Origin of the sequence: Tardiphaga sp. OK246, from assembly GCF_900188215.1 — a bacterium.
Classification (GTDB): domain Bacteria; phylum Pseudomonadota; class Alphaproteobacteria; order Rhizobiales; family Xanthobacteraceae; genus Tardiphaga; species Tardiphaga robiniae.
Genome location: NZ_FZOX01000003.1, coordinates 1 through 14,305, shown reverse-complemented (window position 1 = coordinate 14,305; position 14,305 = coordinate 1). Strand labels below are relative to the sequence as shown.

Below are 14,305 nucleotides of genomic sequence, written 5' to 3'. Positions count from 1 at the left end.
CGGATTGCACGGGGCCGCGTTGGCTTGCAAAGGGAGGCACCAGCATGAATGTTCGCAAGCCAGCGGAGCGGGCCCCGGAAGGTCCGGGCGAAAAGCCGGACCCGCTCACGATTCTCGGAGATCATCCCGCTCCGGAGGATCAGTTCGGTGGCGGCGACATCTGCTCGCCGGAGGCAGAGCCTCCGACCGATGACGACAAACCGCTCGACTGATCCCCCGGCGCAATGCGCGCTTCGCGCGGACTACATCGGCGGAACGACGCCGTTGGTGCCGGCGACCACGTTGCCGGTGGAGAGCGTTCCGTCATCCGCCTTCTGCGACGGTACGAACACCGTCATGCCCGGCTTCAGGTCGCCCTGCGCGGCAGCCGCAAAGGTTACGACTGTCGTGTCATCCGCGACCGAGATGGTCTTTTCCTTGCCGTGGAAGGTCACCGTGATGTTGCGGCCGTCGACGTCCTTGACGGCGTTGGTGACGGTGGCGTTGGTCATGGTGCTGTTCGGCTTCAGATCCCAGGGATAGCTGCCTTCGCCGGTGCCCTTCATGCCCGCCGGGAAGATCAGCACCTCGAGGGCGCCGTCGCCGCCGCGCGATTTGGGCAGCGAGGCGATGCCGACGAAGTCGCCGGGCTTGATGTCGTTGAGCGACGCCTTGGCGACGCCGGTGACTTTCCAGTTGTCGTTCAGCTTGATCGCGGTCGAATCGCCCTCGCGGGTTTTGACCGTCAGCTTCGCGCCGTCGACGCTCTCGACCGTGCCGCGCACGCGAACCGTCTCGGCTGCGCTTGCGGCGGAAATGCTGGCTGCACTTAGCAGGGCAATGCCCAGCCCGGTGATTACAGCAGAAAACGCTCTCATATTTCGTCCTTTCACGTAACGCTCTTGGCGTGGTGCCGATAGCGTTACGTTCGGGGATCGCGATGATTACGTGGGCGAGGATCACGGTGCGGTGATCGGGAACACTGGTGCGCTCCCGCAGCCTCGTTCTATGTGCCATGTGATTATCGGAACGATTTTGCCTTGCGCTGCTTGCTCAGGTCGGAGAGGTTCGAACTATGACCATCATGTCAAAGAAAGCTGCGCTGCTCGTCCTGGCTGCCGTTGCTGAACTCGCGCTCGCTGACGCGGCATCTGCCCGAGGCGGTGGCAGCAGCTTCATGAACTCGCCGGGCTATCAGCGCCGGCTGCAGGAATCGCGCGGCTACGTCACAAACCAATCAGGCTCACTCGTGTCGCAGCCGGCTGCGCCTGCGCCAGTCCAGCACTCACGCAAATCGCGGCGCCGATAGCCGGTGGCGGGGAGGGCGTCAGCCCCTGGATATGAATGGAGAGTCGCGCGACGAAGGGACGGACATACTCATCGATCATGTCGGCTGTTGGTCGTGAGCGGGGTCGCGCATGCGCCATCACGAACCGGCATGGCGCTTAGCTTCCGGTGCAGGCCCAGCGATGGTTCCCATCTCGTCCAGCAGCGCCTGCGCCAGTCCCTTCTGCGTATCGGGCAGGCCGCGATTGCGCGCTGACTGCTCCAGCGCGAAGGTCGCTTCCATGTGAATGCGGAAATGCGCGGCGTTCTGTTCGACGCCGGTGCCCTCAGGCACGTCGCCGAACACCACGTCGTGGCAGCGCGCCACTGAACGTGACGTGAAGGCGCGGCAGGTCAGCGGGCGGACCTCATAGACCGTGCAGCGATTGTCCGATCCGAGCAGCGCGCAGCGCATGCGAAGTTTCATGACGTCGGGGGCATCGCGCGCGGCAGCCGCGGCGACTTCGAGGCGCGCGCGCAGCGCCTGCTGTTCGTGCGGCGTGAAATGCGCGGCGATATGTTGTGCCATCACCGTCGCGGTGCCGGGCGGCACCTGGACATAGAGATGACAGCAGGCCGCGCAGCCGCTGGTGCAGGCATTGCCCGGCTGGTTCGGGATGTTGTCGCGAAAGCTTGCGGTGGCGGCATCCGCAATGGTGGTCGCGTCGCGCGCGGCATCCGCGATGCTGCCCGCCTGTTCGAAGGCGACGCCATAGGCGGCGCGCAGATTGCCGAAGATGCCTTCATAACGGCCGGACAGCGAGCGCATCAGCGTGCCCACTTCCGCGATATTGTCCGACACGAAGTCGATAGCGTCCTGTGCGCTCATGCTGGGGTCCCGATCCGCTCCCGTCCTACGCCGCGAATCGGCGGGACGTCACCAGCAATCTGAAACGGGAACCGGGCTTTACCGTTCAGGCGCGCGCTTTCGCCTTGGCCGGTTCCTTCTGCGCGGCCTTGGCGGGTTTCCCCGTCAGCGCCATAACAGCGACCGCAACCACCCGGTCGGTGATCGCCTGCACATCGTTGAGGTCGCACAGCCCGTCGGACATGCGCGTCAGGCGTTCGCTGTCGCGGATGGTCTGGTGCGCCATGGCCAGCGCGAAATGCAGCGCCCAGAAGATATCGGCGGGGTCCTGATCGGGCAGGGATCGGCGCATCGCCGCGGCGAAGCGCTTGAGGTGATCGACCTCGCGGTTCTTGATCTTGCGGATCGGCGGCACGGATTCGATCGAGGCGCGGATCATGAAGCGCGCGGCGTCCGAGCGCTGTTTCTCGGGGCCGAGGCAGCCGCGCAGCGTCGGGCCGACCAGGGCGGCGAAGATCGCATGGATGTCGGCGCGGCCGTCGCCGGCTTCCTCCGCCGCCTTCAATTCGCGCAGGCGCTCGCGATTGGTGGCGAGGCTGCGCGTCACGAACAGTTCGGCGATCAGTTCGTCCTTGCTGCCGAAATGATAATTCACCGCAGCGAGATTGACGTCCGCTGCGGCCACGATGTCGCGCATGGTCACATCCGCAAAGCCGCGTTCGGCATAGAGCCGTTCGGCTGCGGTGATGATCGCCGTCCGTGTGTGGTCTGCTGCCATGCGATCGTCCTGATCAAAACGGTCCTTTTGCAACATGGCCCCATGCAAGCGGCGCGGATCGGGGTCATTGCATTTCAAACGCGTGTATGAAACTATCGTTTGAGCGTCGGGAAATGTCAATGTGCGCCTGATGGCATATTGCATCTGCTCAACGCCATCGCCCCCGCGCGGATCTGTGCCGCATCAGCAGAGACAAATTTGCTCTTGCGGTGATCCAGCGACGGGACAACAGTGCCGCCAACAATTCTAAAAAACGCGAGGATCGCCCCATGGATTTCAATATGTCGGACCGCCAGCGCGAATGGCTCGAGCGCGTGTCCTCCTTCATGACCAAGCATGTCCGCCCCGCCGTGCCGATCTATCGTCAGCAGGACGAAGCGGGCGAGCGCTGGAAGGTGATCCCGATCGTCGAGGAATTGAAGAAGAAGGCAAAGGCCGAAGGCCTGTGGAACATGTTCATGCCGCCGTCGTCGCATGAAGACGACGAATTCCACGGCGCGGGACTGAGCAATCTGGAATATGCGCTGCTCGCCGAACAGATGGGCCATATCGGCTGGGCCTCGGAAGTGTTCAACTGCTCGGCGCCTGACACCGGCAATATGGAAGTGTTCATGCGCTATGGCTCGAAAGAGCATAAGCAGAAGTGGCTGAAGCCGCTGATGAACGGCGAGATCCGCTCCGCCTTCCTGATGACCGAGCCGGATGTCGCATCGTCGGACGCGACCAATATCGAGACCTCGATCAAGCGTGACGGCGACGAATACGTCATCAACGGCACCAAGTGGTGGTCGTCGGGCATGGGCGATCCGCGCTGCGCCGTGATGATCGTGATGGGCAAGACCGATCCGAGCGCGGCGAAGCATCAGCAGCAGTCGCAGATCCTGGTGCCGCGCGATGCCAAGGGTGTGACAATCGAGAAGATGCTGCCAGTGTTCGGCTTCGACGACGCACCGCACGGCCATGCGCGGGTGAAGCTGGACAATGTCCGCGTTCCCGCCAGCAACATCCTGCTCGGCGAAGGCCGCGGCTTCGAGATCGCGCAGGGCCGTCTCGGTCCGGGCCGCATCCATCACTGCATGCGCACCATCGGCAAGGCCGAGGAAGCGCTGGAGAAGATGGTGCGCCGGCTATCGTCGCGCACCGCCTTCGGCAAGAAGATCATCGAATATTCGATCTGGGAGCAGCGCATCGCCGAAGCCCGCACCGATATCGAGATGAACCGTCTGCTCTGCCTCAAGGCCGCCGACATGATGGACAAGGTCGGCAACAAGACCGCCCAGCTCGAAATCGCGATGATCAAGGTCTCCGGCCCCAACATGGCGCTGAAGATCATCGACAACGCGATCCAGGCTTATGGCGCCGCCGGCGTGTCCGACGATGCGGGTCTCGCCCGTGACTATGCGTCGATGCGCACCATGCGTCTCGCCGACGGTCCGGATGAGGTGCACAACCGTGCCATTGCGCGGCTCGAACTGCGCAAGTATGCCAATGAGTCGAAGCACTAAGAAACGCTAAGCGGAGACTGACGTGACCGATGGTGTGAAGCGCGACGACGAGTATAACGGCACGAGGCCAGTCGAGGAGCGGCATCGCTTCGACGAGATGAGCCTCGAGGCCTGGATGCGCGAGCATGTGGAAGGCTATGAGGGGCCGCTGACCGTCCTGCAGTTCAAGGGCGGACAGTCCAACCCGACCTATCGGCTGAATACGCCGAAGCAATCCTACGTGATGCGGCGCAAGCCGTTCGGCAAGCTTCTGCCATCGGCGCACGCCGTCGATCGCGAATACAAGGTGATCGCGGCGCTCGGCAAGCAAGGCTTCCCGGTCGCCAAGGCCTACGCACTCTGCACCGATGACAATGTCATCGGTTCGGCGTTCTACATCATGTCGATGGAAGACGGCCGGATCTTCTGGGATCCGGCGCTGCCAACGGTGCCGAAGGAAGATCGCCGCGCGATCTTCACGGCGAAGATCGAGACGCTGGCGCAACTGCACAGCTACGATCCCGAGAAAATAGGGCTGGGCGATTTCGGCCGTCCCGGCAATTACTTTTCCCGCCAGGTCGATCGCTGGACCAAGCAGTATCGCGCCTCCGAGACGCAACTGATTCCGGAAATGGAACGGCTGATCGAATGGCTGCCGACCTCCGTTCCGGAGCAGGAGCGGGTGTCGGTGGTGCATGGCGACTATCGCATCGACAACATGGTGTTCCATACGACGCAGCCGAAGGTGCAGGCGGTTCTGGATTGGGAGTTGTCGACATTGGGCGATCCGATGGCCGACTTCACTTATCTCCTGATGCAGTGGATCATGCCGGGCCTCGATGGGCTCGATTTCAAGGCGCTCAACATCCCGACCATGGACGAGGCCGCCAAGATCTATTGCGACAAGGCCGGCCGCAAGAGCGTGCCCGATCTGAACTGGTACTATTGCTACAACCTGTTCCGGCTCACCGGCATTCTGCAGGGTATTGCCGGCCGCGTGCGCGACGGCACCGCGTCGTCAGCCAAGGCGATGGAGTCTGCCAAGCGCACCGTGCCGCTGGCGCAGGCGTCGTGGAAATACGCACAGCTCGCCGGCGCGAAATAAACGATTGAGGAGGCGCGACCGACTGGGGATCGCGCCTCTTTCATGATCGCTTCAGAGATGCCCCGCCAAGAGGGCCGGCCGCAGCAAGTGCTGCTGCGTCGATCGACCTGGAAACGCACTTGTCTCTCTCTCCCAGTCTTCGCGGCAGCGTGCTGATGGCCACGGCCATGGCCGGCTTCAGCCTCAACGACGCGCTCACGAAATTCCTGACGCTGCACATGAACTTCGGCCAGGTGATGCTGGTGCGCGGTCTGTTCGCCGTCGTGCTGATCGGCGCGCTCGCCACCCAGCGGAAGGCCCTGCGTCCGCTGCGCATCCTGTTCGTGCCGTCTGTGGCGCTGCGCATATTCGGCGAGATCGGCGGCACCGTGACTTTTCTGGCGTCGCTCGCACATCTGCCCCTTGCAAACGTATCGTCGATCTTTCAATCGCTGCCACTCGCGATCACGCTCGGTGCGGCACTCATCTTCGGTGAGCAGGTGGGCTGGCGGCGCTGGCTGGCGATTGCCGCGGGCTTCATCGGCGTTCTCATTGTGGTCCGGCCCGGTTTGGAGGGATTCAACGAGTTTTCGCTGCTGGCGCTGTTGTCGGTCGCGTTCTGTACCGTGCGCGATCTCGCGACCAAGCGCATTCCGACCGAAATCCCTTCACTGTTCGTCACGTTTTTGACGACGATCGTCGTGACGATCGTTGGCGCTATCCTGCTCGTTCCGCTGGGCGGCTGGACGCCACCCTCGAACCGGTCGCTCGGCCTGCTGGCGCTCGCCGCTGTGCTGGTGCTGATTGGATATCAGTGCGTGATCCTGGCGCTGCGCGCCGGCGATATCTCCGCTGTTGCGCCGTTCCGGTACTCGCAACTGCTGTGGGCCATGTTGCTTGGCTACCTCGTGTTCGGCGATGTGCCGGACGGCCCGATGGTTCTCGGCGCGTCGGTTATCGTGCTGTCCGGTCTTTATGCGTTCCATCGCGAGCGTGTTCGCAACCGGTTGCCGGCGGCCAGTGCGCCGAGCATGCCGCCGGATGGGTTGTAGGGCGATCACAGCGGATCCTCAGGATGGGCGTCGCTCCACTCGGCTGTCAGCGCCGGGCCCAGCGCGCAGTGAATGGCAGGGACGCGCGGGTCGTCTGGCTCGCGTTTCTGTTTTGGTGCACACGAGGCGCAATCATTTGGCCTGAGTCTTGCTCTGTTCGGAGCCTGTCCGCTCTGACCGTAACTCATCCAGGATTGTCTTGCCTCTCTCTCCCAATCTGCGCGGCAGCCTGCTGATGGCTGTGTCCATGGCAACCTTCAGCGTCAACGACGCGATCGCCAAATTTCTGACCGTGCAGTAGCATTTCAGCCAGGTGATGATGCTGCGCGGGCTGTTCGCCAGCGTCATGATCGGTGCGCTGGCGGTGCATCAGGGCGCGCTACGGCCGCTGCGGCTGCTGTTCGTGCCGTCAGTGGCGCTGCGCATCTCCGGCGAGATCGGCGGCTCGGCGCTGTTCCTGGTCGCGGTCAGCGCGCTGCCGCTCGCCAATGTGACCGCCATCGTTCAATCGCTGCCGCTGGTGATGACCTGCGGCGCCGTGCTGATCCTGGGCGAGCCGGTGGGGTGGCGCCGATGGCTGGCGATTGCCGCGGGCTTCATTGGCGTGCTGATCATCGTGCGGCCGGGCGCCGAGGGGTTCAGCCAGTTCACGTTGGTGGCGCTGCTATCGGTGTTGTTCTACGCCACGCGCGATCTCGTCACCAAACGCATTCCGGCCGCAATTCCCACGCTGTTCGTCACCTTTCTCACCGCCATTGCGGTGACGCTGGCAGGGGCAGTGTTCACCCTGCTGCACGGGGACTGGACTGCGCTATCGTTTCATTCGCTCGCTTTGCTGGCGCTGGCGGCGGTGATGACGCTGATCGGATTCCAGTGCGTCATCCTCGCGCTGCGCGTCGGCGATGTCTCGTCGGTCGCGCCGATGCGCTATTCGCAGATGCTCTACGCGATGCTGCTGGGCTATCTGGTCTTCGGTGATGTGCCCGACGCCATGATGGTGCTGGGCGCGAGCGTCATCGTGCTGTCCGGCATCTACACATTCCACCGCGAGCGCGTGCGCGACCGCTTGCTGGCGACGAATTCATCGAACGCTCCGCCCGATGGATTGTAACTGTCTGCGTTATTTCTTGACTGCCATTCGATACGCAGCGATGGCATGGCGCCGCAATCATAGGTAGCGTTCTATGAGGACGCATTGAGCGCGGCGGTGGGGAAATGCAAACGCATGCGATGGCCGAGACCGATCCGGCTGACGAGACGTCGTTGCGCTATATGGGCTGGCGGATTGTTGCCGCCCTGTTTCTGGTCCAGATCTCGATCTTTGGTTTCGGCCTGTACGGGCAGGGCATCTATGTCGCCGAACTCCGCCGCCTCAACGATTGGCCGACCGGGTTAATCGCAACGGGAAGTACGCTCTGTCTCGTACTGGGCTCCCTGCTATCGATGTTCGTCAGCGATCTGTTGCGCTGGATCGGGCCGCGCAGCCTGGTCCTTGCGGGCGTCGCCGCGCTTGCGACAGGTCTTGTATTATTGGCATCGGCGGACTCCCTCCTGCATCTCTATGCGGGCTTTGTCGTGCTCGCGCTGGCCTGGGTCGGCCTCGGGACGATCACTGCTGCGGCGATCGTCGGTGCGTGGTTCGACCGCAAGCGCGGCCTGGCGATCAGTCTCACCTTCACCGGGGCGACGTTCAGTGGCATCTTGTTGATGCCCGGCCTGGTCCTGCTGGTCGAAGCCACCGGATTTCGTCACGCGCTGGATATCGCCGCCGCGGTGTTGGCCATTGTGCTCGTGCCGGTCGTGGCAATCATGGTTCGATTCCCGCGCGCAGGGGAACGGCGGATTGCCGAAGCTGTACATGCGGCTCCGCCATTGTCACGTGCAGACCTCCTGCGCGATCCCGGCTTCTGGAGCTTGACCGCACCATTCGCGTTCGCGATCCTGGTGCAGGTTGCGTTCATCGTGCATCAGATATCGATCCTGACGCCGGTAATCGGATTTCAGTCGGCGGGCGGCGCGGTCTCGCTCACAACGGCCATGTCGCTGGTCGGGCGCATTACGCTTGGTCTCGTTGCCGACCGCGTCGACCCACGCCGCGCTGCCGCGGTATCGATCTTCAGCCAGGCTGCGGCACTGAGCGTATTGGGGTTCTCGACCAGCACGACCGGGCTATTCCTTGCCTGCGCGGTGTTCGGCTTTTCGATGGGCAATCTGATCACGCTGCCGGCGCTAATCGTTCAGCGCGAATTCCCGTCGAACGCGTTCAGCGTTGTGCTCGGGCTGTCCATCGGGATTGCCGGCGTGATCAATGCCTGTGGGCCGGCAACCATGGGGCTTCTGCGCGACCTTACGGGCGGCTACGCGACACCGATTTTCATCGGCGTCGCCATTCAGGTGGCCTCGGCGCTTGCTGTGCTGGCCGCCCCGCGGGCGACGAACGCAGCAGTTGTTCTGGATCGCAGGATGAGTTGAGCGAAGCCAAACCCATCCCGCGTCCCGTCTTAGATCGGCTTGCCTGCATAAGGCATCGACGCCGTCAGGCCACCATCCACCGGGATTGCCTGGCCATTCACATAGGACGCTTCGTCGCTCGCCAGAAACAATCCCATCGCCGCGAGTTCATGCGGCTGGCCGGCGCGCTTCAGCGGATTGAGCTGGCCGATCTTGCCCTGCGTGCCGCGTTCCTTGGCGTTGTCGAAGATTGGCTTGGTCATGCCGGTCTCGATCAGGCCGGGACATACCGCATTGATGCGCACGCCGGTGCCGGAGAGCGAATAGGCCGTGGTCTGCACCAGGCTGATGACGCCGGCCTTGCTCGACGCATAAGGATGGCCGGAGGCGCCGGATTTCAGGCCTGCGACAGAGGCGGTGAGAACGATGGAGCCGTGGCCCTGTTTCACCATATGCGGCATGGAATGCTTGATCGCGAGAAACGGCCCGATCAGATTGATGCGCAGGATTTCCTGCCATTGCTCGACGGTCTGCTCCAGCAATGGCACGAGGCCGCCCGACACGCCGGCATTGGCCCAGATCGCGTCGAGCTTGCCGTATTTTGAAAGCGCCTTTTCGACATAGGCTTTCACATCGCTCTCGGAACCGGCATCCGCCGTGATCGCTTCAATGGTGCCGCCGGCATCGCTCACAAGTTTGGCTGTCTCATGCACGCTCTCGCTGCGGTCGACGATGATGAGCTTGGCGCCTTCTAGCGAGAACAATTGCGCTGCGGCGCGGCCGATGCCGCTGCCTGCGCCGGTGATGATGACGGATTTGCCTGCGAGGCGGCCCATAACTCTCTCCCTGTATGTTTTTTGTGCGGCGTGCCGCCATATGGAATTCAATGATGCGTGCCAAGCTGCGAAGATGCTTGAGGCGCTTCGCGCTCTGACGTAGGACGGATGAAACAGTATTGAAGGGTGGTCACGATGTCCAACGCCGAGAAACCGTTCGTGGCGCAGCATACAGTCCCTCAAGGCGTGACGGCGACGCGGTGGTGGTGGGTGCGACATGCCCCGGTGCGGAGTGACGGCGGCAACATCTATGGCCAGAAGGACATGGACTGCGACTGCAGCGACCGCGTGGTGTTCGATGCGGTCGGCAAGATACTGCCGCGCAATGCTGTCTGGGTCGCCAGCAATCTCAAGCGGACGCATCAGACGGCGAGTGCGATCTGGGCCGCGGGATTTCCGAAGCCCGACTCGATGCCGCATGAAGCGGATTTCGCCGAACAGCATCTCGGCGACTGGCAGGGCATGAACCGCGCGGCGTTCTTCGCCAGCCGTCCCATCAATGTCGGCAGCTACTGGTTCGCGCCGATCGATGAGCCATCGCCGAATGGCGAAAGTTTCATGGACCTCTACAACCGCGTCCGCCGTGGCATCGAACGCATCAATGTCGAGCACGCCGGCAAGGATATCATTGCGGTCGCGCATGGCGGCACGATCAAGGCGGCCATCGGTCTTGCGCTCAACGATCAGCCGGATCGCGGCCTCGCTTTCACCATCGACAACTGCTCGGTGACGCGGCTCGATCATCTCGCCAGCGACGGCCACAGTGGCTGGCGCATTCCAATGGTCAACCAGCAGCCATGGATCGCCGATCCGTCGCATGCAGCGATGCATCAGCCGGCGGGGCCGGAAGTGACGCCGACGAAACTGGCTTAGTCATAGCCGTCATTGCGAGGAGCCTCTTGGCGACGAAGCAATCGAGTTCTTTTCGTCAACAAGAAGGACTGGATTGCTTCGTCGCTTCGCTCCTCGCAATGACGGAGGAAAACTCAAACAGAAAAAACTAGGGAGAAACACACATGAACCTGTTCGACATGACCGGAAAAGTTGCCGTCATCACCGGCTCGACGCGTGGCATCGGCCGCGCCATTGCCGAGCGCATGGCGGAGCACGGCGCCAAGGTGGTGATCTCGTCGCGCAAGCAGGATGTCTGCGACGAGGTGGCGACGGAGATCAACGCGCAGTTCGGCAAGGGGACTGCGGTGGCGATCGCCGCCAACATCTCCAGCAAGGAAAACCTGCAGAACCTCGTCGACGAGAGCAAGAAAGCGTTCGGCAAGATCGACGTGCTGGTGTGTAACGCCGCGTCTAATCCGTATTACGGGCCGCTGGCCGGCATTTCCGACGATCAGTTCCGCAAGATTCTCGACAACAACATCGTCGCCAACAACTGGCTGACCAGCATGGTCGTGCCGGACATGATCGAACGCAAGGACGGCTCGGTGATCATCGTGTCGTCGATCGGCGGGTTGAAGGGCTCGACGATCCTGGGCGCCTATGCGATCTCGAAAGCGGCTGACATGCAGCTCGCGCGCAATCTCGCCTGCGAATACGGCAAGTTCAATGTCCGTGTGAACTGCATCGCGCCCGGCCTCATCAAGACCGACTTTGCGAAAGCGCTGTGGGACAATCCGGAGAACCTCAAGGCCTCCACCGCACGCTCGCCGCTGCTGCGCATCGGCATCCCCGATGAAATCGCGGGCGCTGCAGTGTTCCTGGGATCGGCGGCCGGGAATTTCATGACCGGGCAGACGATGGTGATCGACGGCGGCGCGACGATCAGTTGAGCCTCACGTTCGTCGTTCCGGGGCGCGGGCGCATCTTTGCGCACGCGAACCCGGAACCTCGGCATGGGAGTCTCTGACGGCGCCAGGCAATGTCGGGATTCCGGGTTCGTGTCCGGCAATTGCCGGCCACGCCCCGGAATGACGAGTTTTTCTTGCTTACTCCACCGCCGCGTAGACGAGACTCCGGATCAGCGTCCTGAAATATTCCCGCTGCCCCGGCCCTTGCGACATGAACACCGCAAACAGTTCTTCCTGCGGATCGATCCAGAAGAACGTGCCGGCGACTCCGCTCCAGAAGAACTGGCCCTTCGATCCCGCATAAGGCGCGTGACCATCGTCCGTGCGCACGGCGAAGCCGAGGCCGAAGCTGTGGCCGGGCGGCACGAGATGTGTCTCCAGCTTCACGTTGGGGCTGAGGTGATTGGACGCCATCAGGTGCAGCGTGCGGCTGCCGATCACGCGGTTGCCGTCCAGCGTGCCGCCATTGAGCAGCATCTGGCAGAAGCGTGCATAGTCCATCGTCTTTGATACGAGGCCGCCGCCGCCGGATTCCATTTTCGGAATCTCCAGCGGATCGAACAGCGCGACTTTCTCACCGGTCCAGGGATCGGTGGGGAAGGGCTGGGCGATGCGATCCTTGTTGGATGTCGCGGTGTGGAAGCCGGTCTCGGCCATCTGCAGCGGCGCCAGAATGTTGTCGGTGAGATAGTTGCCCAGCGACTTGCCGGCCACGACCTCGATGACGCGGCCGAGAATGTCCGTGGAGCGACTGTAATTCCATTCGCTGCCGGGCTGGCAGATCAGCGGCAGGCCGGCGACGATTGTCGCATGCTCCTCATTGGTGATGTTGCGATTGCGCAGATTCGACTTCTGATACATCCGCTGCACCATGCCGTTGCCGGTGATCTCATAGGAGATGCCCGACGTGTGGCGCAGCAGGTCCTGGATCGTGATCGGGCGCAGCGGCAGCGCCAGTTCGAGCGCGCCGTTGCGCTCGACGCCGACCTTGGTCTCGGCGAATGCGGGGATGTATTTGGCGAGGGGATCGTTGAGCAGGATATGGCCGTTCTCGACCAGCTGCATGATGCCCAATGACACGATCGGCTTGGTCATCGAGAAGATGCGGAACAGGCTGTCCTTCGACATCGCAGTGGCGCCGTCCGGGGTCTGCTTGCCGAAGGCCTCGAAATAGCCGATCTGGCCGCGGCGGGAGACCAGCATGGTGACGCCCGGCGTGGTGCCCTTGTCGATCTCGCGCTTGAACGCGTCCGACATGATTTGAAGACGGTTTGATGACAATCCCAGCGTTTCCGGCCGGGCCTGCGGCAGCTCGGGGGTCTCAAGGGAAACGGCGTGTTTTGCGGCAGTTTGGGCGTTCATGGGGGCTCCCGATAGTGCTTTGATTGATCTTGTCATTTGCCGGCTTACATAGGGGGCTCGCCGGCATGGTTGGACGAGCTTGGCCCAGAAGTTCGGGCTTGAACAGGGCCGTTTTCCCTTGTAACCAGCCGCCGGTTTGGTGCTGCGCACGGGCGTGGCTTAACAGGTGGATCTATGGCCAAAGCAAAATTTGAACGTAACAAGCCGCACTGCAATATTGGTACGATCGGTCACGTTGACCACGGCAAGACGTCGCTGACGGCGGCGATCACGAAGGTGCTGGCAGAGACGGGCGGTGCCACGTTCACCGCTTACGACCAGATCGACAAGGCGCCCGAGGAAAAGGCCCGCGGCATCACCATTTCGACCGCGCACGTCGAATACGAGACCGCCAACCGCCACTACGCCCACGTCGACTGCCCCGGCCACGCCGACTATGTGAAGAACATGATCACCGGCGCCGCGCAGATGGACGGTGGCATCCTGGTCGTGTCGGCTGCCGACGGCCCGATGCCGCAGACCCGCGAGCACATCCTGCTCGCCCGCCAGGTCGGCGTTCCCGCGTTGGTCGTGTTCCTGAACAAGTGCGACATGGTCGACGATCCGGAGCTGCTCGAGCTCGTGGAAATGGAAGTCCGTGAATTGCTCTCGAAGTACGACTTCCCGGGCGATGACATTCCGATCATCAAGGGTTCGGCGCTGGCCGCTCTCGAAAACTCGGACCAGAAGCTCGGTCACGACGCGATCCTCGAATTGATGAAGAACGTCGACAGCTACATCCCGCAGCCGGAGCGTCCGGTTGACCAGCCGTTCCTGATGCCGGTGGAAGACGTGTTCTCGATCTCGGGCCGTGGTACGGTCGTGACCGGCCGCGTCGAGCGCGGCATCGTCAAGGTCGGCGAGGAAATCGAAATCGTCGGTATCCGCGCCACGCAGAAGACGATCTGCACCGGCGTTGAAATGTTCCGCAAGCTGCTCGATCAGGGTCAGGCCGGCGACAACATCGGCGCGCTGCTGCGCGGCACCAAGCGTGAAGACGTCGAGCGCGGCCAGGTGCTGTGCAAGCCGGGTTCGGTGAAGCCGCACACCAAGTTCAAGGCCGAGGCTTACATTCTGACCAAGGAAGAGGGTGGCCGTCACACGCCGTTCTTCACCAACTACCGTCCGCAGTTCTACTTCCGCACCACCGACGTGACCGGTGTGGTGCATCTGCCGGAAGGTACCGAAATGGTGATGCCGGGCGACAACATCGCCATGGAAGTGCACCTGATCGTGCCGATCGCGATGGAAGAGAAGCTGCGCTTCGCCATCCGTGAAGGCGGCCGCACCGTCGGTGCAGGCGT

General features: G+C 62.6%; 15 protein-coding genes. 10 read left to right on the top strand and 5 right to left on the bottom strand.

Translation table 11 applies throughout. The features are described 5' to 3' along the window. Positions 1–44 precede the first annotated feature (44 nt). Entirely contained in the window at positions 45–212 is a 168-nt protein-coding gene (locus CHC01_RS32550; protein ID WP_158596884.1) for a hypothetical protein, read from the top strand. Between the two features lie 30 nt (positions 213–242). On the opposite strand, the gene CHC01_RS12960 is transcribed toward CHC01_RS32550, so the two are convergent. Beyond that, positions 243–857: a hypothetical protein gene (locus tag CHC01_RS12960; protein ID WP_089264744.1), complete on the bottom strand. Its 615-nt coding sequence runs from the start codon at positions 855–857 to the stop codon at positions 243–245. Positions 858–1,054: 197 nt separating this feature from the next. Here CHC01_RS12960 and CHC01_RS12955 point away from each other — a divergent pair, with 197 nt between their 5' ends. Continuing rightward, entirely contained in the window at positions 1,055–1,288 is a 234-nt protein-coding gene (locus tag CHC01_RS12955; protein WP_089264743.1) for a hypothetical protein, read from the top strand. Positions 1,289–1,405: 117 nt separating this feature from the next. Here the strand turns inward: CHC01_RS12955 and CHC01_RS12950 are convergent, their stop codons facing one another. Then, entirely contained in the window at positions 1,406–2,134 is a 729-nt protein-coding gene (locus CHC01_RS12950) for a YkgJ family cysteine cluster protein (protein ID WP_089264742.1), read from the bottom strand. 85 nt (positions 2,135–2,219) lie between these two features. Then, positions 2,220–2,891, bottom strand: a complete 672-nt coding sequence (locus tag CHC01_RS12945) for a TetR/AcrR family transcriptional regulator (protein ID WP_089265633.1) — start codon at positions 2,889–2,891, stop codon at positions 2,220–2,222. A 269-nt stretch (positions 2,892–3,160) separates the two neighbouring features. Here CHC01_RS12945 and CHC01_RS12940 point away from each other — a divergent pair, with 269 nt between their 5' ends. From CHC01_RS12940 to CHC01_RS12920, 5 genes are all read left to right on the top strand, one after another. Beyond that, a complete protein-coding gene (locus tag CHC01_RS12940) occupies positions 3,161–4,396 on the top strand; it encodes an acyl-CoA dehydrogenase family protein (protein WP_068731553.1) in 1,236 nt (411 codons plus the stop codon). Positions 4,397–4,418: 22 nt separating this feature from the next. Then, positions 4,419–5,480, top strand: coding sequence for a phosphotransferase family protein (locus CHC01_RS12935; RefSeq protein ID WP_068731551.1), 1,062 nt, complete (start codon positions 4,419–4,421; stop codon positions 5,478–5,480). 119 nt (positions 5,481–5,599) lie between these two features. Continuing rightward, on the top strand, positions 5,600–6,511 hold the full coding sequence (locus CHC01_RS12930; RefSeq protein ID WP_089264741.1) for a DMT family transporter: 912 nt from the start codon (positions 5,600–5,602) through the stop codon (positions 6,509–6,511). 316 nt (positions 6,512–6,827) lie between these two features. Next, a complete protein-coding gene (locus CHC01_RS12925; protein WP_244558400.1) occupies positions 6,828–7,622 on the top strand; it encodes a DMT family transporter in 795 nt (264 codons plus the stop codon). A gap of 104 nt (positions 7,623–7,726) precedes the next feature. Then, positions 7,727–8,983, top strand: a complete 1,257-nt coding sequence (locus CHC01_RS12920; RefSeq protein WP_089264740.1) for an MFS transporter — start codon at positions 7,727–7,729, stop codon at positions 8,981–8,983. A 29-nt stretch (positions 8,984–9,012) separates the two neighbouring features. Here CHC01_RS12920 and CHC01_RS12915 read toward each other — a convergent pair whose 3' ends face one another. After that, a complete protein-coding gene (locus CHC01_RS12915) occupies positions 9,013–9,798 on the bottom strand; it encodes an SDR family NAD(P)-dependent oxidoreductase (protein ID WP_089264739.1) in 786 nt (261 codons plus the stop codon). 135 nt (positions 9,799–9,933) lie between these two features. Here CHC01_RS12915 and CHC01_RS12910 point away from each other — a divergent pair, with 135 nt between their 5' ends. Both CHC01_RS12910 and CHC01_RS12905 read left to right on the top strand, forming a co-directional pair. After that, positions 9,934–10,671, top strand: coding sequence for a histidine phosphatase family protein (locus CHC01_RS12910; protein WP_089264738.1), 738 nt, complete (start codon positions 9,934–9,936; stop codon positions 10,669–10,671). Positions 10,672–10,814: 143 nt separating this feature from the next. Then, a complete protein-coding gene (locus tag CHC01_RS12905; RefSeq protein ID WP_089264737.1) occupies positions 10,815–11,582 on the top strand; it encodes an SDR family NAD(P)-dependent oxidoreductase in 768 nt (255 codons plus the stop codon). A gap of 156 nt (positions 11,583–11,738) precedes the next feature. Here CHC01_RS12905 and CHC01_RS12900 read toward each other — a convergent pair whose 3' ends face one another. Further along, positions 11,739–12,962 (bottom strand): serine hydrolase domain-containing protein, encoded by a 1,224-nt coding sequence (locus tag CHC01_RS12900; RefSeq protein ID WP_089264736.1) that lies wholly within the window; start codon positions 12,960–12,962, stop codon positions 11,739–11,741. A 174-nt stretch (positions 12,963–13,136) separates the two neighbouring features. Between CHC01_RS12900 and tuf the strand changes: the two genes are divergently transcribed. Then, positions 13,137–14,305, top strand: a 1,169-nt coding sequence (tuf, locus tag CHC01_RS12895) for an elongation factor Tu (RefSeq protein ID WP_089264735.1), incomplete at its 3' end; no start/stop codon positions are given.

Bases quoted from the DNA above. Each gene is read 5' to 3' on its own strand.
- CHC01_RS12915 (WP_089264739.1), bottom strand. From the start codon at position 9,798: ATGGGCCGCCTCGCAGGCAAATCCGTCATCATCACCGGCGCAGGCAGC.
- CHC01_RS12940 (WP_068731553.1), top strand. From the start codon at position 3,161: ATGGATTTCAATATGTCGGACCGCCAGCGCGAATGGCTCGAGCGCGTG.
- CHC01_RS12945 (WP_089265633.1), bottom strand. From the start codon at position 2,891: ATGGCAGCAGACCACACACGGACGGCGATCATCACCGCAGCCGAACGG.
- CHC01_RS32550 (WP_158596884.1), top strand. From the start codon at position 45: ATGAATGTTCGCAAGCCAGCGGAGCGGGCCCCGGAAGGTCCGGGCGAA.
- CHC01_RS12960 (WP_089264744.1), bottom strand. From the start codon at position 857: ATGAGAGCGTTTTCTGCTGTAATCACCGGGCTGGGCATTGCCCTGCTA.
- CHC01_RS12910 (WP_089264738.1), top strand. From the start codon at position 9,934: ATGTCCAACGCCGAGAAACCGTTCGTGGCGCAGCATACAGTCCCTCAA.
- CHC01_RS12955 (WP_089264743.1), top strand. From the start codon at position 1,055: ATGACCATCATGTCAAAGAAAGCTGCGCTGCTCGTCCTGGCTGCCGTT.
- CHC01_RS12900 (WP_089264736.1), bottom strand. From the start codon at position 12,962: ATGAACGCCCAAACTGCCGCAAAACACGCCGTTTCCCTTGAGACCCCC.
- CHC01_RS12920 (WP_089264740.1), top strand. From the start codon at position 7,727: ATGCAAACGCATGCGATGGCCGAGACCGATCCGGCTGACGAGACGTCG.
- CHC01_RS12925 (WP_244558400.1), top strand. From the start codon at position 6,828: ATGATGCTGCGCGGGCTGTTCGCCAGCGTCATGATCGGTGCGCTGGCG.
- CHC01_RS12950 (WP_089264742.1), bottom strand. From the start codon at position 2,134: ATGAGCGCACAGGACGCTATCGACTTCGTGTCGGACAATATCGCGGAA.
- CHC01_RS12905 (WP_089264737.1), top strand. From the start codon at position 10,815: ATGAACCTGTTCGACATGACCGGAAAAGTTGCCGTCATCACCGGCTCG.